Below are 20670 nucleotides of genomic sequence, written 5' to 3'. Positions count from 1 at the left end.
CAATGAATGAATGGATCATACTACCGAAACACTATGAAGAGGCACTGGTCATCCTATCGGTTATCGTCGCCATTGTCGGATCCTACGCCTCGCTTGAACTCAATCGACGCTTGGCTAAAGCGACATCTTTAAGAAAACGAACACTGCTTCTTTCATCATTGACGATGGGGTTATCGATTTGGGGCATGCACTTTATTGGAATGGGTGCATTCGAATTATCGGTCGCGGTCAATTATGACTGGGTCCTGATGTTACTCTCGGTCGTACCCGCGATCACGGCTGCATGGATTGCCTTTTATTTATTATATTATTCTGCGATTACGCGTAAAAAAGTCGTGCTTGCAGGTTCACTCATCGGGATTGGAATTACAATGATGCATTACCTGGGGATGGCCGCGATGCAGTTTGGGGGAGATATCCGTTATGACACCGGCATCTTCACTCTTTCAGTGTTGATTGCCGTGACGGTTGCCTATGTGGCGCTATTATTGCTTTATATGACGCGCCATGTCGACAAAAAACGCATTTTAATCCCTGTCGCGACATTGATGGGCTTAGCCGTATCAGCGATGCATTACGTTGGCATGCTCGGAACGACATTTTGTATCCCGGCTGATTCCACTACCGTTTTATCAAATGACCCGATCACGTCGAACATCTTGAGTGAAGTGGCGATTCCAATCTTTATTTTAATCATCTTGATCACGGGACTCTACATCCACTTGGAACGACGTGCACTTCAAATGATGGCCTATACGGACCATTTGACGGGGCTGCACAATCGGCGCTGGCTTGACCATCACATGATGAAGGTGGATGGACAATACAACCGCTCGAAACAAACGATGGCGATGGCGTTGATTGATTTAGACGGCTATAAGTGGATTAACGACACATTCGGTTTTGATCAAGGGGATACGATCATTCGTCAGTTTGCAGATCGGATTAAAGAAATCCTCGGCGAAGAAGAAGCCTGTATCCGCTACAACGGAACACAATTTTTCTTGATTAAACAAGTCGATACGGAACAACTTGAGGCTTCATTTAATCAGGTGCTCGAGCAAATCCGTCAACCGATGCTCCTTGAAAATCAAGAGATTCATTTAACTGCGACGATTGGTGTCATCTTGCCGAATCCGGAAGAAACGTTAGAGATGCGGATTGGTCAGATGGAGAGTGCCTTACGGGCTGGAAAAAATGAAGGGCGCGATCGGTTTGTTTTATATGATGAATTGATTCACTCGGATCGACGGGAACAGTTGATTGTCGGTTCACTCCGAAAGGCGATGACCGATTACAAAGAATTTAATCTCGTCTATCAGCCGAAGATTGCGTTAGCGACAGGGAAGGTCGAACAAGCAGAGGTCCTGATTCGGTGGAACCATCCGAAACTCGGCTTCATCTCACCGGCCGAGTTCATTCCGATTGCTGAAAAGTACAGTTTGATTCATCGACTGACGGAATGGGTCTTGAAGGAGACGGTCCACCAGATGGAGTTGTGGAAAAAGGAGGATCATTTCATTCGTCAAGTGTCGGTCAACTTATCAGCGATGCACTTCCGGTCCGAGTCTCATAATTCAATGATTAAAGAGATTGTCCATCACTCACTCGAACGCGGGGGAGAGCTTCATCTTCAACTCGAAATTACGGAAACCTCTGTCATGGAGAACTTGGAACGGGCCCTGATGATGCTTGGTGAACTGAAACAGTTGAGCCTGACGATTGCTTTGGATGACTTCGGAACAGGTTTATCTTCACTGACCCACTTGAAGCACTTACCAATCGATATCTTAAAGATTGATAAATCGTTCATCGATGAGGTTCCGCATGACGAGCGGGGCACGGCCATCACGGAAATGATCATTCAATTAGCGAAAAGTCTCGGGATAGCGGTCGTGGCGGAAGGTGTCGAAACACTCGAACAACACGAATTTTTAAAACGCCTCGGCTGTGATTATGGACAAGGGTATTACTATAGCCGTCCGATGAACGTCAAGGACTTGGATCAGCAGACGATTGAGCGTACAGTACGTGATGTCGGCTAAAAAAATGTTGTTTTTTAAATCCAATCACGGATTGGTTACGTAAGCTAGATAAGCACGCCGGCATGATGCGTGCGAAGATATGGGGGACGAAAAACGTATTGGTAGTAGGTTGATCGGGCGGAAAAACCTACTCGACTCGTGTACGATGCAGACAGAACTCTAGTACATTTTATAGATGACCGTGACTCTGTAATCAACGCAGCCTCTGTCTGTCCAACTATTACAAAAGGCAGCTTCCACAAGGGAGGCTGCCTTTTTTGTACTTACCGATTCGGTGTCAACTGACAGCCGGTATGATCGGTCACAAGAACATTCGTATTGAAGTATTGTCCGTCGCTTTTTAAAATCAGTGATTTTGATTCTTCTTTATAATCGAGTGTCATGTCTTGATCGAGAAAGTGACTCGACCAACGTTTGACGAGGACGGGACCGACATTTGAATCAATCGTCATATCTTCGTCAGTCGCCGACTCGACGAAACGGATACTGAAGATACCGGAGTTTCCACAACCGCATCCTTCTGTGTCGTAATAAAGATGAAGCTGTCCTTTGATGTCACCGCGCAATTGTTCAATCCGATCAAGTGCGGGACCTGTAAATGTGATGTTCATGACAATCACTCCTTTGTCTACAGTATACGCGTGTTTCAAACAGAAATAACGTTACTTGCTCACATGGATTTGCCGACGCATCCGGACGAGTAAGAAGACGTATCCTGCAAGAAGGACGACGACGCTACCGAGGACGACCGTATCAACGAGACCGTCATCTGATTTAAAGTTGATTGCGATATAGGCCCAAACGAAGACGAGCGGATAAATCGGATCGCGGTTCGCAAACATAAAGATGAGTGCGACAATGACACCTACCGGAAGCATGATCATCGTCCAACCGGCGTCACCGATGCCGAGCAACTTCGTGATGCCTTGCGTCTGCATGACGATGAAGACGTTAACGATTGTCGCGACCGAGACCCAGCCGATGTAAAGGGAGAACGGGACTTTAAAACGAAGGGCTTTTGTTTCGCGATCGACCTTCGAGTAGATGACCATCAAAGAAGCGAGTAGACCAATCATGACGACGAGCGTCAATGGGAAAAGTTTGTAAGCGAATGTGACGATCCAAGCGGCATTAAAGAGACAACTAATCAAAAACCAAGGACCGATTTTTTTTGCGATTTCATGTTCTTTGAATTTCGGGATGGTCTGTAAAATCAACCAAACAAGTAAAACACCATAAATGAGTCCCCAAATCGAGAACGCATACCCGGCAGGTTTGAACAACGTCGGAATCGTGTCGGAAATACGACCGGTTTTCCCACCGTCGAGTGCGTTAACTGTTACAGCAAAGATGAAACCAAGCCAGTTCAACCAAATCCATTTATTTTTCAATAGAAAAACCTCCTTTAATCTCTAAAGAAGGTTTACCCTGAATCTTTCAGTTTTAGACATTAGTGTCGGCTTGTCGGATTTAAGAATGACATGCCAATCGCCGGATTCCCGGTGTGTGAGCCGAGGACAGGCGTAAGATCGTCAATACGAATCGAGACATCGAAGCGCGCCTCGAGTTTTATCTTCCATTCCCGTGCTAAGTCGTACGCTGTGGCATGAAACAGTGAAATATCCGTTACGTCACCACGTTCAAGGATTTCGACGAGATGATCATAAATTTTGGAGTGCGCTTTCTTGAAGGTCCGAACCGTCTGGTAAGGAACGATTTTGCCCTCCTCGAAGTGGAAGAGCGGGCGTAATTGAAGTAAATTACCGACGAAAGCTTTCGTCGATGAAATGCGACCGCCAGCTTGCAACTGTTTTAAGTTTTCGACGGTAAATTCGATGTGATGATCGAACCGTCGTTTTAAAATCATCTGTTCGATTTGTTCAATCGCAACTCCTTGTTCTGCTAACTGGATCGCTTCCGCAAGTAATTGTCCTGCTGGATAGATGCCGCAACGGGAATCAATCGCAATCAGACGAAAACCGGCAATTTCTGCTCCTTGAATGGAAGCATTATACGTACCGCTCAGTTCGCTCGATAAATGAACGGCAAATCCGAAGTCATAGTCTGCTTTTAGTTTTTCATAGTGTTCCGTAAAAGTCCCAATCGAAGGTTGACTCGTCGTGACCTTATGACCGGCATCGATCCAGCTATAGACAGTCTCAGCATTGACATCGACACCGTCGATAAAACTTTCACCATCCTTCATGACAAGTAACGGGACGATCGTTAAGTCTTGATGGTCGACGATTGAGTTTGGCACAATCGTCGTACTGTCTGTAATCCAAGCAATGCGCATCGTGAATTCCTCCTCATTTTAGTACCTGATATTAATTGTAGGTGTAAGCGTTACCGGTGTCAAACCTTCCTGAAAAAAGTGAGTAATTTCCCTTGCTAAAAAAAGTCAGTACGCTATAATCGGTACGTGATTAGTAAACTTTCAGTCGTCTTATACTAAACTCAGGAACAGTATGGGAGAGGAGGGCGTAAAGTGCGTACGATTGGCAATAAAATTAAAAACTTGCGTCTTCAAAAAGGATTGACACAAGAAGAGCTCGGGGAAAGAACCGATTTAAGTAAGGGATATATTTCGCAAATCGAGCGAGAGATCAGTTCTCCCTCGATCGAGACATTATTTAGCCTCCTTGAAGTATTAGGCATCTCAGCAAGAGACTTTTTCGATGAGGAGGCGCTGAATCAGAAAGTCGTTTATACACGAGACGATGTCACGAGTTATGCCGATGAGGAACGAGGGTACCACGTCACCTGGTTGATTCCGGAGTCGAATGAAAAAGAAATGGAGCCGGTCCTGTTGACGCTTGCTGCGAACAGTTCATTTAAAGCTTATGAACCGTCCGGATCGGAAACATTCGTTTATGTCCTCCAAGGTAACGTGACACTCGCACTCGGTCGACAAATATTCCGGGCGAAACAAGGTGAGACGTTCTACTATAAAGCGTCAGAAATCCATCAACTACGAAACGAGTCAGCGACGGAGGCGAAACTTCTCGTCACAGCAACCGACTCGTATCTTTAAGGAGGAACTAAAGTGACAACGAATACGATCATTCAATTCAAAGAAGTATCAAAACAGTTTGACGACCAAACCGTCCTCGACGGTGTCAGCTTCGAAATCGAGCGGGGGAAGTTCTACACATTGCTCGGCCCATCCGGTTGCGGTAAAACGACAGTCCTGCGCTTAATTGCCGGTTTTACGGAAGCGACAGCGGGTGAAATCATCTTCAACGGAAAACGGATTAACGATGTTCCGGCGAACAAACGTCAAGTCAATACGGTTTTCCAGGATTATGCCTTGTTCCCGCACTTAAACGTCTTCGAGAACATCGCCTTCGGCCTCCGAATCAAAAAGGTCAAAGAAGCAGACATTAAGCAACGTGTCCTTGATGCGTTGAAGTTCGTTAACTTATCAGGCTACGAAAAACGTGAAATCACTGAGATGTCGGGGGGACAACGGCAGCGTGTCGCGATTGCCCGGGCAATCGTTAATGAACCGGAAGTGATTTTACTGGACGAACCTTTGTCAGCACTCGATTTGAAGTTGCGGACGGAGATGCAATACGAGCTGCGCGACTTACAGCGTCGTCTTGGGATTACGTTCATCTTCGTCACGCATGATCAAGAAGAAGCGCTGGCGATGTCGGATGAAATTTTTGTCTTAAATCATGGTTCGATCCAACAATCGGGGACACCGACCGACATTTATGATGAACCGATCAACCGCTTCGTCGCTGACTTCATCGGTGAGTCGAACATCATTCCGGGACGGATGTTAAACGATTACCTCGTCTCGTTCGCAGAAAAAGAATTCGAATGTGTCGACCGTGGGCTTGAATTGAATGAGCCGGTCGAAATCGTCATCCGTCCAGAAGACTTAGAAATCACGGATGTCGCCCAAGGGAAGCTGCGGGTGACGGTCGATTCGCAACTCTTCCGTGGCGTCCATTATGAAATCGCCTGTATCGATGAAGTCGGAAATGAGTGGCTCGTCCACAGTACGAAAAAAGCGACAGTCGGTGAGCATATCGGTTTGACATTTGATCCAGAAGCGATTCACGTCATGCGTCTGAATGAGACGGAAGAAGACTTTGATAAACGGCTTGAATCGTACGATGGGGTGTTATGATGCAAAAAACACGTAACTGGTACCTGATTCCCTATACATTTTGGATTGCCTTATTCGTCATCGCTCCAATCGTACTTGTCGTCTATTATTCGTTCCTTGATTTAGATGGAAACTTCTCGTTCGTCAACTATCAGAATTTCTTTACCTCGACGTATTTGACGATGACGCTCAGTTCATTTTGGTATGCCTTTTTAATCACGTTGTTTTCGCTTGCGATCGGTTATCCGACGGCCTATTTATTGACGAAAACGAAGCATAAACAACTTTGGTTGCTCTTGATCATCTTACCGACCTGGATCAACCTGCTGCTGAAAGCCTATGCCTTCATCGGACTGTTCAGCACGTACGGACTCGCGAACCAAACGCTTGAAGCGATTGGCATCGGGCGAAAACAAATCCTGTTCACGGACTTCAGCTTCGTCTTCGTGTCGGTCTACATCTTCATCCCGTTCATGATTTTGCCGATTTTTAATGCCATCGAAAAGTTAAGTCCGTCGCTCGTCTTTGCGGCACGTGACTTAGGGGCATCGAACTTTACGACATTTCGTCGTGTCGTCTTCCCATTGACGATTGATGGTGTGAAGTCAGGCTGTCAACTTGTCTTCATCCCGGCGTTATCACTCTTCATGATTACCCGCCTGATTGCCGGGAACCGTGTCATCACGCTCGGTACAGCAATTGAACAACAATTTCTTGTCACTCAAAACTGGGGGATGGGTGCGACGATCGCCGTCTTCTTGATCATCGCGATGGCCATCATTCTCGCCTTGACGAGTACAAAACGGAAGAAAGGAGCGACGACATGATGAAACGGTTTAAACTGGCAAACCTATATTTGATTGGTGTTTTCATCGTCTTGTATGCTCCAATCTTCTATCTCGCATTCTATTCGTTCAACAGTGCAGATAACATGACGAACTTTGATTCCTTCACGTGGGATTGGTATAAGGAAGTCTTTCAAGATTCACGCCTCTTGATCATCGTCTTGAATACACTCGTCATCGCCTTGCTCTCAGCAGCGATCTCGACGATTGTCGGCGTGTTCGGTGCAATTGGAATTCAAGCAGTTCGGAAAAAGCGGATTGAAACGTCGCTCCTGACACTTAATAGTATTTTGATTGTCAGTCCGGACGTCATCATCGGTGCATCGTTCTTAATCTTCTTTACGATGCTCGGGATTCAACTTGGCTTTACATCCGTCTTACTGTCGCACATCGCGTTTTCTGTCCCGATCGTCGTCATCCTCGTCTTGCCGAAACTGCAAGAGATGAGCCCGACGCTCGTCGATGCGGCACGTGATTTAGGGGCAAGTCGTTTGGACGTCCTGACGAAAGTCATCTTGCCGTACATCACACCGGGGATATTTGCCGGATTCTTTACGGCACTGACGTACTCACTCGATGATTTTGCCGTGACATTTTTCGTGACGGGGAATGGGTTTACGACCTTATCCGTTGAAATCTATTCATTGGCACGCCAAGGGATTTCGATGAAAATCAATGCCTTGTCGACCGTCATCTTCTTATTTACGTTCTTACTTGTCATCGGCTACTATTTCTTGAACCAACGTTCTGTAGCGAAGTTGTCACGACCGGAGGTGAAATGACCGTTGAAAAAATTAATCCAATTGTTCGTAACGATTTTTCTAATCTCGGGCGTCATCCTGTTTGCTTTGAACCGCTTAAACGCGACACAAGGCTATTCCGGGGGAAATGTCTTGAATATTTACAACTGGGGGGATTACATCGACCCGGACTTAATCGATCAGTTTGAAGAAGAGTCAGGAATTAAAGTCGTCTATCAGACATTCGACTCGAACGAAGCGATGTTGACGAAGATTGAGCAAGGAGGGACGACGTATGATATCGCCGTTCCTTCAGATTATGCGATTGCGAAGATGATTGAAGAAGATCTCGTCATCCCGATTGATCAATCGAAAATTCCGAATCTCAAGCATATCGATGATCGTTTCCTTGATTTGCCGTTCGACCCGGGCAATCAGTATTCGATCCCGTATTTTTGGGGGACGGTCGGCATCGTCTACAATCAAAAACTGCTTGATGGAAAGGAACCAACGAGTTGGAAAGATTTATGGGACCCTGCCTTTAAAAATCAAATCTTATTAGCGGACGGAGCCCGTGAAGTGATGGGGATGAGTCTAAACAGTCTCGGTTATTCCTTGAACGAAACGGACGAAGACAAGCTCCAGGAAGCAAAAGCGAACTTGATGGACTTAACGCCGAACGTCAAAGCGATCGTTGGAGATGAAATCAAGCTACTGCTCGCAAACGAAGAAGCCGGGATCGGGGTCGTCTGGTCCGGTGATGCCAATGAAATCATGAGTGAAAATGAAGACTTGAACTACGTCATTCCGTCAGAAGGGTCGAACGTTTGGTTTGATAATGTCGTCATTCCAAAAACGGCGGAAAACGTCGAAGGGGCACATGCGTTTATCAACTTCATGTTGCGCCCGGACATCGCTGCGAAGAATACGGATTATGTCGGTTACTCGACACCGAACAAAGATGCTTTAAAACTCCTCGACGCAGAGGTACGGGAAGACGAACGGTTCTATCCGGATAAAGCTGTGACGGATACACTCGAAGTCTACAAAAACTTGGGGAAAAAGATGCTTGCCCATTACAATGAATTATTCTTAGAGTTTAAAATGCATAAAAAATAACAAAGGACTGGTATCCCACGGATACCAGCCTTTTTTAAAATATTTTTCTAAAAAATGTATGGAAGATGAGTATTTTTTGAGAAATGGGGGAATGAGTTATTTAACAAAGCATTTTTAGGAGGTAACACCATGAAACGAATCTTAGGACTTATCTTAACAGCAGCTCTTGCCGTCAGCGTCGTGTCAGGCACTTCATATAATCAATCAGCAGAAGCAACGAAACCAACGGATGTCAATTGGCTTCAACATATTAAGAAGAACGCCGGTTATGCTAAGTCACTCGACAAAAACGTTAAACTTAACCGAACGACACTCGCACAGGTACATAGTGCATATAAAGGTGAAAAAAATTCGAACTGGTGCCAAAGTGGTAACGGGCTTATGACACCCGATCGTTCCGTTCATTATTGTTCGACGTACGGAGTAAAAGACAGTAAAGCAAAAGTTTCAGCAATCGTATATGATCCGAAAATGGTCAAACGCACGATTTCTGTCAAGGAAGTAAAAAAAGCGTATCCAACTGCTAAACTTGATCCAATGTTCAACACGATGACCGTTTCAGCGAAAAAGGTCAACATTTATCTAAATTTAAATTCTGACCGTACACAAGTCATGTCAATTCTAGTAAAATATAACTAATGAGAAAAAGGATGACCTTATAGGCCATCCTTTTTATTTAACCTTTTTATAGACCGGAACGAGATGGTCGTAGGTATTTCGAATCAATTCAAGTAATGCATCATGGGACATTGTGCTGACTTTTTGGGCGGAAACATGCCGTCCGATTAAAAATTCAGCTTTTTTTACATCACGAAAACGAACTAATCCTTGTTCAAGGTTTGCATCAGTCACACGAACTGCTTCTTTTTTCATGTGATCGTAGGAAATGACGAAGTCCTCCGGTAAGTCCTGTAACAAATTTTGTTGCTCGAGAAGTTGCGTCGCGTATTGTTGTTTATTAGGAAGCTCGTAGATATAAGCGAGCCAAATGAACAAATGATCATCAAAGAGTCCGACTTGGAAATGCGGATGTTTTTTATAACCACGTTTGTTTGGAGAAAACGCCATCCACGTATCATTAGGCGGGTTTACCTTGCGTCTTGCATGTTGTGCAATGTGCACATACATATCCTCTGCGAGATTGACTGTCAAATCGGGTGAGACTTCAGCGCCGATTTGCCGGAAAACAGGTTGTATCCGTTCCCGGATCGCTTCCATCCGGTTTTCTAACCCTTCGATTTCAAACGCTTCGAAGGCTTCCTTTGTAAATTGAGTACTCATGTATTCATCACCTCTGTTTACATTGTAACAAACCCGTCTAGGAAAAAGAGCGTTTAAAGATTTTCTTAGGTGCAATGCAGTACACTTAAAAAATAAAAATTTTTTAGGAAGGGGAACTCAACGTGCGTCGTTTTCAACAATATCTCCTTCGAAGCTGGGTCGTATTCTTTATCGTCGTGATTGTTCTTGATGTTATCGCGAGAGCAGACGGATACAGCCTCAGCATCGATTACTTTACATTCTTTTTGGTAGTAGCGTTATCGACGATTTTTGTCGTCGACCCGGTTCGTCGAAGACATATGAGTTTTACGTTCCACTTTGGTTTTGTCCTGTATACCTTTTTAACATACGGATTGTTATCAGCGATTTGTGTCGGACAATTGACGATGCTGATTTACCAATTGCGTTCTTTTCATACGGCAATCGGACGACGGCGTATGCTGCACAATTATCCATTCAACGTCACGCTCGAACTCTTATTGATTTTGCCGGCAGGTTTAGCCTACAATGCGCTCGGTGGAACACACGGTCCGGATTTTTCACTCATCGGGAATATCGTACCGCTCGTGACGATGGTCGTCATCATGTGGGTCGTCCTCTTGTTCCAATATACATTGTCGAACTTTTTACTCGGAGAGAATATCCCGAGCAGCGTCATGATCCCGTTGCTACGTTTTGAAGCAGTCGTCATTACGGCAGAACTGTTATTTGGAGTCTTTAGTACCTTGATGGCCCAAAACAATGGAATCAGTGCGTTGGTCATGACGGCATTTGCATTATTCATCATCAAACGTGCGCTCGGCAGTTCGGTTCATGCGAGTGACCGGATTGAACACTGGGAACAGATTGAGCGTCTAAAAGAAGCAGCGTGGCAGGACGGGGATGCCCAGTTCATCATCGAACGCTACTTAAAACAACTCAATCAATTCGTTAAACCTGACATCGCCTGGATAAAGTTTGATTTTGGAGAAGGAAAGACGGTCTATTATTCGCTGAAAGATGGGCGGAAATTAAAAGCGGATCACGTCGAAGGAATCATCATCGAAGAATTGATTGAAAAAGAGGAGGTTCTCCTTTACGGCATGCAACAGGAGTGGGACATTCGCCTCTACGATTGTCTTCCTGAAGAAACACAATCGATTCTGTTCATCAAACCGGAAGCGACGGAAACCATCAATTGCTCGTTATTTTTAGCATCGGAAGCAAGTGGTGAATTCACGACAGATTTTGGTTATGAGCTGTATCGTGCATTACGTGTGTTGTCCTGGGCCGTTGAACGGGCCCAAGAACGACAACATCTTTTAATCGATAGCCGGACAGACGCCATGACAAAATTACCGAACTACCGTGCCTTGCAAGAGTGGGGCGATCGACGAATCAAGCAAAAGGATTTGTATCCGTTCTCGGCATTGATGATTGATTTGGATCACTTTAAGCAAATCAATGATACCCATGGTCACGAAATCGGAGATGTTGTATTGTTCGAGGTCGCTAAACTCTTGATGCAGGCGACACGCATCACAGACCTTGTCGCGCGGTACGGTGGAGAAGAGTTCGTCGTGTTATTACCGAATACGGACATCGAATCGGCACGAATCGTTGCAGAGCGCATCCGTGAGACGCTACACGCCAATCCAATCGAAGTATCCGGTCATTCGTTAGAAATCACCGCAAGCATCGGAATCGATACGCTGAAAGAGTTAGGCGATCTTGCGAGCCTGATTCGAAATGCAGACCGTGCGATGTACGTAGGGGCTAAATTCCAGGGGCGTGACCGCGTTGCGTCATACCAAGAGTGGAAAGAAAAAGTGATTTAATATAACGGTGCTGACTCATATGTGTAGCCAAAACAATCTTTTTGACAGACGTTTTCGTTCTACATCAAGTCAAGTGGCCGATGCTTCCATCTTTTCACGGAAGCATCGGCCATTACTATTAAACATAAAACAGCCCAGTCGAGGCGTCGACTGGGCTGTTTAGCGTGTGAACTATAAAATAGGAAGAAAATGAATGCACTAGACTGATTATTGCGCTTGTTGGTTACTCATACGGATTTCACTCTCGATCGCATGAATAGCGGCTGACCATGAACCATAGCGATGAAGCAATGCTTTTGTAGACGGTTTGTTGTTTCGTTTCGCCCACTCACGGTAAGCTTCAAAAGACAATGAGAATCCGACTTCTTCAATTGCTTGTCGAAGTGATGCAGCAAGCTCTGCTTTTGAATACGTGACGCTTGCTTCGAGTCCTGCTGCTGTGCAGGCATCATGCCAGGAACCAAACATCTTCACGATATGATAGTGGCTCGGTGCATGGTGAACCGATTTCCGCCAAATTTGGTACTTCTTCAAGGTAATCGTCGAACCGACATCTTTCGCGTACCGGTGGAAAGATTTTAGAATTTCATCTTTCGTATATTTCGGTGCCCGCTCCAGCTCTTCCGGTTGCTGATCGATATGCCATTCAAAACCTGCAGCAGATAAAGCTTCCGGCCACGAACCGAATTGGCGGATGATGTTTTCAGGCAATGGCCAACCATTGACAACGGCGTAGCGGCGGTAGATCGTCCGGCGTGGCCGGTCTTGAATCAGTTCGCTGACTGCACGGATGGCTTCAATCATTTCCATTTGTTCTTCTGTGAATGTTTGTTGACTCGTCAGTATACGTTGTTTCAAAGATGAGTCCTCCTTCCTAAATGATCGTAGTATTGAGGCAAAAGTCCTCTATATAGAATGTATCGGCACTTTTTCATTAAATCTGAAGAATTACCGTGAATTATTGTAAAAAAAAGTGAATTTAGTTTCTTCTGGATAAGTATAAATGGAAGTAATGCAAATGAAAACAGAATGTTACCACTTTTTAATCAATATCTAAAAAACAGTACATTCGCCTCATATGGAAAAAAAGACCAGACCCGCGTAAAGCGAGGCTGGCCTTTAAAGATCTTGTATCCTTATTTTCCTTCGATGTAAGTCCATTTGAACGAAGTATCCGCTCCGACTTTATGGTTGACGATTCCTTTAACGTAAGGTTTACGTAAGAGGGAAGCTCCACGTTGGTACATGACAGAGATTGCTTGATCGTCTTCGAGTAAGACTTTTTCAGCATCCTTCAGTGACTGCCAGCGTGTTTCGGCATTCGCGTCTTTCATTGCAGATTTGATGAGTGAATCGTACTTGTCGCTTGAGTAACCACCACGGTTATACGGTCCACCAGTCATCCACATGTCGAGGAATGTCATTGGATCCTGGTAGTCAGGTCCCCAACCAGCGAATGAAAGTTCGAATTCACCTTTCGATTCAAGTTCTAATTTGTTTTTGAATGGCTGCTGCTTGATTGTTACTTCAAGACCTGGAAGGTTTTTCTCCCATTCACCTTTGAGGTATTCAGAGATTTTTTTCGAGTTGTCATCATCATATGAGAGAAGCTCGAGTTTAACTTTGTCTTTGCCTTCTGCTTTTAGACCTTTCTCGAATGATGCTTTTGCAGATGAAGCATCAAATGAACCGAAGCCTTCGTTGCCGTCGCGGAAGTCTTTTCCATCTGGACCATTTGCGAATTCTTGCGGGACATAGTAGTATGCCGGGATTGAGCCGTTGTTTAAGAGGACTTTCGCCATCTGTTCTTTGTCATATCCTGAGTCGATCGCTTTACGGATATCTTTATTTTTGAGCAATTCGTTTTTGAAGTTCATTTGGATATAGTACATCGATGCATCGAGACGTGTTTGGAAATCTTCATCATCTTTATATTGATCGACGAATTCGCTAGTCAAACCGACTGTATCGATGTCACCTTTTTCATACAAGTTGACAGCCGTTGAAACTTCTTTAACGACTTTGTAGTTAACTTCTTCAAGTTTAACTGCGTCAGCATCCCAATACTGGTCGTTCTTTTTGTACGACCAACCGACTTCTGTTTTCCAGTCCGTTAGTTGGAATGGACCGTTGTAAAGGAAGTTCTCAGGATCCTTCGCGAAGTCTTTTCCTTTTTCTTCAACGAATTCCTGTTTAAGCGGCATGAATGAACCGAATCCAGTCAAGGCTTTGAAGTAGTCTGCAGGTTGTGTCAACTTAACTTCGAGTGTCTTGTCATCCACTGCTTTGACACCGACATCTTCCGCTTTCCCTTTACCAGTGTTGTAGCCTTCCGCTCCATCGATGACATACATGATATAAGCATATTGCGAACCGCTATCAGGATCGAGGACACGTTTCCAAGCATATTCGAAGTCTTTTGCTGTGACATCGCTGCCGTCAGACCATTTTGAATCGCGTAATTTGAATGTGTATGTAAGTCCATCTTCCGAGACGTCAACACTTTCTGCAACACCTGGTGTCGGCTCTTGGTTTTCATCAAGACGGAAGAGACCTTCTTGAACGTTGTTTAAAACTGTGAAAGAAACAGAGTCTGTCGCGACTGTCGGGCTAAGTGCCGGGATGTCTGATCCGCTTGTTAAATTCAAGACTTGCTTGTCATCTGATTTTGCAGTGTCTTTCGAGCCGGATGTGTCTTTCGAGTCATCTGTTGATGAACAAGCTGCCAAGCTTGATCCTGCGATTGTTAGTGCACCAACGAGTGCGAGTGTTTTTTTCTTCTTCATAATGATAAGTTCCCTCCCAAGAATAAATATATATGATGATAAAATGAGTACCCGATAGTTAGAGCGATCCGGTGTCCTATGAAAAAAATAAGAGGGGTCATCGCCTTTTACTTTTGTTGAAGGAAAGCACCGGATCAACTTGTTTCTAATAATAAATACAATATTCAGAAAAATCAATAGAATATTTTCAGATTATTTCAAAAACATTAAAAATATGAGCAATACCAAGGTTTTTTTATGTGAAAAAAATTTTTGAAAGGATAAAATTGGTAGCGATAAAATGATTGTAAAATTAAAAAACACGCTACATCCGTAACGTGGTCAGCGTGTAGACAAAGTGATATCGGAAGATAAAAGCGTCTTTTTTCGTTGCTTTCCTCGGGCGAGGCGCAAGCCGTTGCTCCTTGGTCCTCACGACCAACGAGCAGGGTCTTGCCTGCCTCTGAAAGTGCGTTAAAAACGCACTTTTTCCCGTAGAAGTCAACGAAACGTGACGCTTTTTAGGTAACATCGTGACGGAAAGCCGGGCATGCGGACGGTTTAGAGCGCAATCCGTCTCGAATCGCTTAGAACCGCGAACTTTGCCTCTCGTTATAGCATATTCACTCTTCATAAGAGTTTGTCTACATTGAAACAGGCTACATCAGTAACGTGTTTTTCTTTTTAATCAAGTGATTTTACGTAGTTTAAGGCTTCAGAAACATGATCTTTAACTTTAACGCTCCGCCATTCTTGGATTAATTCACCCGCCTCATCAACTAAAAACGTTGAACGGACGATTCCATAATATTCCTTACCGTAGTTCTTTTTGAGTTGCCAGACCCCATACTGTTCGCAGACCGTATGATCGACATCAGAGAGAAGTTGAAACGGAAGTTCATATTTTGAGATAAAGTTTTGATGCCGTTTTTGACTGTCAGCAGAGATCCCGAGGATGACGGTATTTTCAGCCGCGAAGGCGTCCGTCGCGTCACGGAAGTCACAGGCTTCCGTCGTACAACCCGGTGTCGAGTCTTTCGGATAGAAGTAGAGAATGACTTTCTTACCACGATAATCGGCGAGTGAAATGTCTTCGCCTGTAGCGTTCGGTAACGTAAATGTCGGTGCGTTCATAAAAGAGTCCTCCTTTAACCTAGTTCCATGTTCAGTTGATCAGCGTATTTTCCGAGTTTCTTTTGTAAGCTTTCCTTTAATGGGTCAAGTGCGATTAAATATTTTTCATAGTCTGTTCCGGCCTTCGCAGTTTTGAGTAATAGATCTTGTTCATCGACATACCAGTCCGCGTAATCGGAATAGTAATCGACTAATACTTCAGGATTACCTTCGTTGCCGAGTGCCATACCGTAAATCATTAAGATGTTACTGTTCATCTCGAGTGCCATATAGTCGGTTTGGGCATTGACGCGTGTGAACACTTTATCCTGTTCATCTTCCGGTGTGTTCCCGACGGCTTCTGCTGCTTTGGCATTGACGCCGTATTCGTCTGCATTAAATGAATCAAACATCTCAGCGAGCGTCGTGAAGACGGCTGGTTCAAAGGTCGTTGGTGCGATGACAGCTTTCCATTCCCCATCTTTTTTCAGGAATAACTTCGACGCACGGTTTGGGAGCGCTGATCCATCCGCATCATTGAACTCGTGGATGATATAGGCGACGTCGCCTTGTTGGAAGCTTTTAACGATCTTGCCAGGCGTGACGTTCAGGTTTTTAGCACCAATCGCTGCTGCGCGTAACGGTTCGGACTCACCCGTGTACTCAATCTTAGCGAGTGCTTTTGCATCAGCTGATCCCGTTTTCCCTAACGTATCTTGATAGGCTTGATAGACATCAAGAACGGCTTGATCGGCTTGCGCGACTTGTTTCGTTTCCGTCGTCTTCGGGGATTCAGTATCTGTAGAGGAAGTGGAATCGTTCCCACATCCGACTAACAGAATGCTCGTTGATAGTAGAGTTGTGATTAATCGTTTCATATAGGACCTCCTAAATCAGAATCAACAGGAATGATGGAATGAAGTGTTTACTGTCTTCACCATACAGGATATTCGCTTTTTTGAGTAGGAAATAGGTACACTAGTCTAAAGGGGAGTGGATAAAACATGAAAATTCACGTAACGGATGAAGCATTACAATACTTTAAAGATGAGATGGAAGCGAAGGAAGGCGACACGATTCGCTTTTTCGCGAAATACGGCGGATCGACGGATTTGACACAAGGGTTTTCGGTCGGTGTCCATATGGAAGAAGTCGAACGGGCAGCTGTTGAAGAAGTCGTGGACGGGATTCATTTCGTCGTCTCTGATCAAGATGAGTGGTTGTTCCAGGAGCAGGACGTCAAGGTCTCAATCCAAAACGAAGAGATCGTCTTTTCCCAAGCAACTGAATAATTCGAGCGAAACGTGAGCGGGAGAACGCAGCCTGCTCATTTTTTTTGACTAGAATAATTGTAAGCGGCGTCATGCTTCTGTACAATGGAGAATGTAAGCGATTAAAAGTATGTATAAAGGGGGAATAGAGATGATTCCGTACAAACACGAACCATTCACGGACTTCTCACAAGAAGCGAACAAGAAAGCGTTCGAGGAGGCACTTGCACTCGTATCGCAAGAGCTAGGAAAAGATTATCCGCTCGTCATCGGGGGCAAACATGTGACGACGGAAGATAAAATCGTTTCGGTCAATCCGGCAAACAAAGAAGAGATCGTCGGACGTGTCTCAAAAGCGACACAAGCACACGCAGAGGATGCGATGCAGGCAGCTGTCACAGCATTCGAAACGTGGAAATTCGTCAATCCGAGTGTTCGTGCGGACGTCCTGTTCAAAGCAGCGAACATCATCCGGAAACGCAAACATGAATTCTCGGCGTACCTCGTCAAAGAAGCTGGGAAACCATGGAACGAAGCAGATGCGGATACAGCAGAAGCAATCGATTTCCTTGAATATTATGCACGTCAGATGCTCGTCTTAAAAGACGGCAAAAAAGTCGAGAGTCGTCCGGGTGAATACAACCGTTACGATTACATCCCACTCGGTGTCGGGGTCATCATCTCACCATGGAACTTCCCACTCGCGATCATGGCAGGGACTGCGGTTGCGGCAATCGTCGCCGGAAACCCGATTCTCTTGAAACCGGCATCGACGACACCTGTCGTCGCTGCTAAATTCGTTGAAGTCATGGAGCAGGCAGGTCTTCCGGCTGGCGTCTTGAACTTCATCCCGGGACCAGGGGCAGAAGTCGGGGATTACCTCGTCGACCACCCGAAAACACGTTTCATCAGCTTCACAGGATCACGTGATGTCGGTCTCCGGATTAACGAACGTGCTTCGAAATTAAATGACGGTCAAATCTGGCTCAAACGTGTCATCGCAGAGATGGGCGGAAAAGACACGATGGTCATCGATGAGTCAGCCGATCTTGATTACGCGGCAGACATGATCACAAAAGCAGCATTCGGCTTCTCCGGTCAAAAATGTTCAGCGTGTTCACGTGTCGTCGCACTCGACTCCGTCTACGACGAGTTACTCGAAAAAGTTGTTGCGAATACAGCAAAACTGAGCATCGGGAACCCGGTCGACGTGACGAACAACGTCGGTCCTGTCATCGATGCAGCGGCATTCAAAAAAATCACGTCGTACTTCGATATCGCAAAACAAGAAGGACGGATTGCAGCAGGCGGAACGGCTGACGATTCAACAGGCTTCTTCGTCTCACCAACGGTCGTCGCGGACGTTCAACCGACGGATCGTTTGATGCAAGAAGAAATCTTCGGACCGGTCGTTGCGTTCACGAAAGCGAAAGACTTTAAAGAAGCAATCGCGATCGCGAACAACACGGAGTACGGTTTGACAGGGGCAGTCATCACACAAGACCGGACAAACCAAGAGTACGCACGGGCGAACTTCCATGTCGGGAACCTCTATTTCAACCGTGGTTGTACAGGCGCAATCGTCGGGTACCAACCGTTTGGTGGCTTCAACATGTCAGGAACGGATTCAAAAGCCGGTGGACCGGATTATTTAACACTCCACTTGCAAGCAAAAACGACTTCAGAAATGTTCTGAATTAGTGTTTAATAGATGAAACGGGTATGCGACCTGCATATCCGTTTTTTTTATACACCATAGAAAAGGGGGAGCAAGGATGAACGGAATGTGGTTAGCGATTTTACTGTATCTCGGTCTGATGGTGACGCTTGGCGTGATGGCGTATTACCGGACGAAAAACATGAATGATTATATGATTGGAGGACGTACGATCGGTCCCGTCGTCACTGCACTCTCAGCCGGAGCAAGCGATATGAGCGGGTGGTTGTTGATGGGATTGCCGGGTGCGATGTTTGCAACTGGTCTGTCCAGTGGATGGATCGTGATCGGCTTATTGCTCGGAGCTTATGCAAACTGGTTGCTTGTTGCGCCACGTCTGCGGGCGTATACTGCGCATGCGGGCGACGCAATCACGATTCCCGACTATTTCGAAAAACGATTCCATGACAAAAGTGGTGTGTTGCGTACAGTTTCAGCTGGAGTTATCTTAATATTCTTTATAATGTACGCATCGAGCGGGTTTGTCGCCGGCGGTCGGCTGTTTGAAGCGGTCTTCGGTTTAGAGTACACGACGGGTCTTTGGATTTTAGCAGGCGTCGTCATCGCCTACGTGTTCCTGGGTGGATTCCTCGCCGTCAGTTGGACGGATGTCGTCCAAGGGATGATCATGGTCATCGCGCTCTTGATCGTTCCGGGTGTCGCCCTTTCACTGAGCGGCGGGATCAATGAGACGCTCGAGACGATTCGGGCAACGGATGGTTCAAAACTTGAACTGTTTAAAGGAACGACGATCATCGGGATCATCTCCTTACTCGCCTGGGGACTCGGCTACTTTGGTCAGCCGCACATCATCGTCCGTTTCATGGCGATTCGTAACTTGAGTGAAATGAAGTCGGCCCGCCGGATCGGGATGGTCTGGATGACCTTCTCCATCATCGGCGCGATGGTGACAGGATTATTCGGTTATGCGTACTTTACGCAACAGGCGGTTGAGCTGAACAACCCGGAGAACGTCTTCATTCAGCTTTCGCGTGATCTATTCCCGGGCTTCATTACGGGTCTCTTACTCGCAGCGTTACTTGCTGCCATCATGTCGACGATTTCGACACAGCTACTCGTCTCTTCGAGTGCTGCGACCAATGACTTTTATCAACGCTTCATGAAGCGGACGCCTTCAGACAATGAGTTGATGCTGGTCGGTCGTATCATGGTGCTGGCGGTTGCCTTACTAGCCATTGCGTTATCGTTCGGCGCACAAAAATCGATTTTGACACTCGTCGGGTACGCGTGGGCAGGATTCGGTTCTGCTTTTGGTCCGGTCGTCTTGTTCAGCTTACTGTGGCGCCGGATGAACAAAGCGGGAGCACTCGCTTCGATGCTGACGGGATCCGTCGTCGTCATCGCCTGGATTTTAGTCAAACTGTACGTGAAGGATTTACCGTTCTATATTTCTGAGATGTATGAAATGATTCCTGCATTCCTCGCGTCGACGATTGCACTCGTTGTCGTCAGTCTGGCGACGGCTGAACCAAGCGAAGCGGTCTACCGTGAATTTGATGAAGTAAAGGCGCAGTTGAAAGGTGTCGAACCAGAGCGGAAAATCGTGTAAGTGAACAGCAGGTCATGTAAGGACTGAACTCAGACTGTAGACAACGTGCTATCGGGAAATCAAGCGTCTTTTCCCGTAGGAGTCAACGAAACGTGATGCTTTTTAGGTAATACCGTGACGGAAAGCCGGGTATGCAGGCAGTTTAGGGCGCAATTCGTCTTGAATTGCCGTGAAGACGAGTCAAGACGGGGAAGCGCAGTAAGACAGTATGCGAATAGATAAGCTTCAATCTTCATCAGCGTTTGTCTACAATCTGATCGAAGTTCA

19 protein-coding genes are annotated in these 20670 nt (G+C 45.7%); 11 read left to right on the top strand and 8 right to left on the bottom strand.

Features of this window, described 5'->3' with window-relative positions; genetic code table 11:
* Nucleotides 1-2: 2 nt before the first annotated feature.
* Nucleotides 3-2045 (top strand): putative bifunctional diguanylate cyclase/phosphodiesterase, encoded by a 2043-nt coding sequence (locus AC0VYQ_RS12965; protein WP_159173100.1) that lies wholly within the window; start codon nt 3-5, stop codon nt 2043-2045.
* 263 nt (nt 2046-2308) lie between these two features.
* Here the strand turns inward: AC0VYQ_RS12965 and AC0VYQ_RS12960 are convergent, their stop codons facing one another.
* Genes AC0VYQ_RS12960 through AC0VYQ_RS12950 form a run of 3 tightly spaced genes read right to left on the bottom strand, consistent with a single transcriptional unit; the run spans nt 2309 to nt 4341 of the window.
* Entirely contained in the window at nt 2309-2656 is a 348-nt protein-coding gene (locus AC0VYQ_RS12960; protein ID WP_214892680.1) for an iron-sulfur cluster biosynthesis family protein, read from the bottom strand.
* Nucleotides 2657-2707: 51 nt separating this feature from the next.
* The gene (locus AC0VYQ_RS12955; RefSeq protein WP_214767096.1) at nt 2708-3436 is read right to left on the bottom strand and encodes a tryptophan-rich sensory protein; all 729 of its coding nucleotides are present in this window, start codon (nt 3434-3436) and stop codon (nt 2708-2710) included.
* A 59-nt stretch (nt 3437-3495) separates the two neighbouring features.
* On the bottom strand, nt 3496-4341 hold the full coding sequence (locus AC0VYQ_RS12950) for a DegV family protein (protein WP_475403726.1): 846 nt from the start codon (nt 4339-4341) through the stop codon (nt 3496-3498).
* Nucleotides 4342-4533: 192 nt separating this feature from the next.
* On the opposite strand from AC0VYQ_RS12950, the gene AC0VYQ_RS12945 reads away from it, so the two are divergent.
* The 6 genes from AC0VYQ_RS12945 (at nt 4534) to AC0VYQ_RS12920 (ending at nt 9508) form a co-directional block, all read left to right on the top strand.
* Nucleotides 4534-5079, top strand: coding sequence for a helix-turn-helix domain-containing protein (locus AC0VYQ_RS12945; RefSeq protein WP_214892678.1), 546 nt, complete (start codon nt 4534-4536; stop codon nt 5077-5079).
* 12 nt (nt 5080-5091) lie between these two features.
* A complete protein-coding gene (locus tag AC0VYQ_RS12940; protein WP_475403725.1) occupies nt 5092-6186 on the top strand; it encodes an ABC transporter ATP-binding protein in 1095 nt (364 codons plus the stop codon).
* Complete coding sequence (locus AC0VYQ_RS12935; RefSeq protein ID WP_214892674.1) at nt 6183-6992, top strand: ABC transporter permease; 810 nt, start codon at nt 6183-6185, stop codon at nt 6990-6992. Before AC0VYQ_RS12940 ends, AC0VYQ_RS12935 begins: the two co-directional genes overlap by 4 nt.
* The gene (locus AC0VYQ_RS12930; protein ID WP_088837844.1) at nt 6989-7792 is read left to right on the top strand and encodes an ABC transporter permease; all 804 of its coding nucleotides are present in this window, start codon (nt 6989-6991) and stop codon (nt 7790-7792) included. Before AC0VYQ_RS12935 ends, AC0VYQ_RS12930 begins: the two co-directional genes overlap by 4 nt.
* A 15-nt stretch (nt 7793-7807) precedes the next feature.
* Entirely contained in the window at nt 7808-8869 is a 1062-nt protein-coding gene (locus AC0VYQ_RS12925) for an ABC transporter substrate-binding protein (protein ID WP_371816049.1), read from the top strand.
* 129 nt (nt 8870-8998) lie between these two features.
* The gene (locus AC0VYQ_RS12920) at nt 8999-9508 is read left to right on the top strand and encodes a hypothetical protein (protein WP_029331533.1); all 510 of its coding nucleotides are present in this window, start codon (nt 8999-9001) and stop codon (nt 9506-9508) included.
* Nucleotides 9509-9541: 33 nt separating this feature from the next.
* Here the strand turns inward: AC0VYQ_RS12920 and AC0VYQ_RS12915 are convergent, their stop codons facing one another.
* Nucleotides 9542-10150, bottom strand: coding sequence for a YktB family protein (locus tag AC0VYQ_RS12915; protein WP_029331532.1), 609 nt, complete (start codon nt 10148-10150; stop codon nt 9542-9544).
* A 122-nt stretch (nt 10151-10272) separates the two neighbouring features.
* Here AC0VYQ_RS12915 and AC0VYQ_RS12910 point away from each other — a divergent pair, with 122 nt between their 5' ends.
* Complete coding sequence (locus AC0VYQ_RS12910; RefSeq protein WP_475403724.1) at nt 10273-11967, top strand: GGDEF domain-containing protein; 1695 nt, start codon at nt 10273-10275, stop codon at nt 11965-11967.
* Between the two features lie 207 nt (nt 11968-12174).
* Here the strand turns inward: AC0VYQ_RS12910 and AC0VYQ_RS12905 are convergent, their stop codons facing one another.
* The 4 genes from AC0VYQ_RS12905 to AC0VYQ_RS12890 form a co-directional block, all read right to left on the bottom strand.
* Complete coding sequence (locus tag AC0VYQ_RS12905) at nt 12175-12825, bottom strand: homing endonuclease associated repeat-containing protein (RefSeq protein ID WP_475403723.1); 651 nt, start codon at nt 12823-12825, stop codon at nt 12175-12177.
* Between the two features lie 278 nt (nt 12826-13103).
* Nucleotides 13104-14753, bottom strand: coding sequence for a peptide ABC transporter substrate-binding protein (locus AC0VYQ_RS12900; RefSeq protein ID WP_214892668.1), 1650 nt, complete (start codon nt 14751-14753; stop codon nt 13104-13106).
* Nucleotides 14754-15416: 663 nt separating this feature from the next.
* The gene (gene bcp / locus AC0VYQ_RS12895; RefSeq protein WP_088837838.1) at nt 15417-15866 is read right to left on the bottom strand and encodes a thioredoxin-dependent thiol peroxidase; all 450 of its coding nucleotides are present in this window, start codon (nt 15864-15866) and stop codon (nt 15417-15419) included.
* Nucleotides 15867-15880: 14 nt separating this feature from the next.
* Nucleotides 15881-16723 (bottom strand): hypothetical protein, encoded by an 843-nt coding sequence (locus AC0VYQ_RS12890; protein ID WP_475403722.1) that lies wholly within the window; start codon nt 16721-16723, stop codon nt 15881-15883.
* A gap of 126 nt (nt 16724-16849) precedes the next feature.
* Between AC0VYQ_RS12890 and AC0VYQ_RS12885 the strand changes: the two genes are divergently transcribed.
* The 3 genes from AC0VYQ_RS12885 to putP all read left to right on the top strand — a co-directional run bounded on the left by AC0VYQ_RS12885 (nt 16850) and on the right by putP (nt 20403).
* A complete protein-coding gene (locus AC0VYQ_RS12885; RefSeq protein WP_088837836.1) occupies nt 16850-17137 on the top strand; it encodes a HesB/YadR/YfhF family protein in 288 nt (95 codons plus the stop codon).
* A gap of 130 nt (nt 17138-17267) precedes the next feature.
* Complete coding sequence (gene pruA / locus AC0VYQ_RS12880; RefSeq protein ID WP_029331525.1) at nt 17268-18812, top strand: L-glutamate gamma-semialdehyde dehydrogenase; 1545 nt, start codon at nt 17268-17270, stop codon at nt 18810-18812.
* Nucleotides 18813-18891: 79 nt separating this feature from the next.
* On the top strand, nt 18892-20403 hold the full coding sequence (gene putP / locus AC0VYQ_RS12875) for a sodium/proline symporter PutP (protein ID WP_475403721.1): 1512 nt from the start codon (nt 18892-18894) through the stop codon (nt 20401-20403).
* Nucleotides 20404-20670 lie beyond the last annotated feature (267 nt).

Source organism: Exiguobacterium sp. QJM3NY_9 (genome assembly GCF_056173545.1).
The sequence above is the reverse complement of the archived record's forward strand: the minus strand, read 5'-3'. Positions and strand labels throughout refer to the sequence as shown.

What these genes read in the sequence shown, in the direction of transcription:
- putP (WP_475403721.1), top strand. Translation starts at nt 18,892, where the DNA reads ATGAACGGAATGTGGTTAGCGATTTTACTGTATCTCGGTCTGATGGTG.
- AC0VYQ_RS12915 (WP_029331532.1), bottom strand. Translation starts at nt 10,150, where the DNA reads ATGAGTACTCAATTTACAAAGGAAGCCTTCGAAGCGTTTGAAATCGAA.
- AC0VYQ_RS12885 (WP_088837836.1), top strand. Translation starts at nt 16,850, where the DNA reads ATGAAAATTCACGTAACGGATGAAGCATTACAATACTTTAAAGATGAG.
- AC0VYQ_RS12935 (WP_214892674.1), top strand. Translation starts at nt 6,183, where the DNA reads ATGATGCAAAAAACACGTAACTGGTACCTGATTCCCTATACATTTTGG.
- AC0VYQ_RS12920 (WP_029331533.1), top strand. Translation starts at nt 8,999, where the DNA reads ATGAAACGAATCTTAGGACTTATCTTAACAGCAGCTCTTGCCGTCAGC.
- AC0VYQ_RS12950 (WP_475403726.1), bottom strand. Translation starts at nt 4,341, where the DNA reads ATGCGCATTGCTTGGATTACAGACAGTACGACGATTGTGCCAAACTCA.
- AC0VYQ_RS12960 (WP_214892680.1), bottom strand. Translation starts at nt 2,656, where the DNA reads ATGAACATCACATTTACAGGTCCCGCACTTGATCGGATTGAACAATTG.
- AC0VYQ_RS12890 (WP_475403722.1), bottom strand. Translation starts at nt 16,723, where the DNA reads ATGAAACGATTAATCACAACTCTACTATCAACGAGCATTCTGTTAGTC.
- AC0VYQ_RS12930 (WP_088837844.1), top strand. Translation starts at nt 6,989, where the DNA reads ATGATGAAACGGTTTAAACTGGCAAACCTATATTTGATTGGTGTTTTC.
- pruA (WP_029331525.1), top strand. Translation starts at nt 17,268, where the DNA reads ATGATTCCGTACAAACACGAACCATTCACGGACTTCTCACAAGAAGCG.
- AC0VYQ_RS12965 (WP_159173100.1), top strand. Translation starts at nt 3, where the DNA reads ATGAATGAATGGATCATACTACCGAAACACTATGAAGAGGCACTGGTC.
- bcp (WP_088837838.1), bottom strand. Translation starts at nt 15,866, where the DNA reads ATGAACGCACCGACATTTACGTTACCGAACGCTACAGGCGAAGACATT.
- AC0VYQ_RS12900 (WP_214892668.1), bottom strand. Translation starts at nt 14,753, where the DNA reads ATGAAGAAGAAAAAAACACTCGCACTCGTTGGTGCACTAACAATCGCA.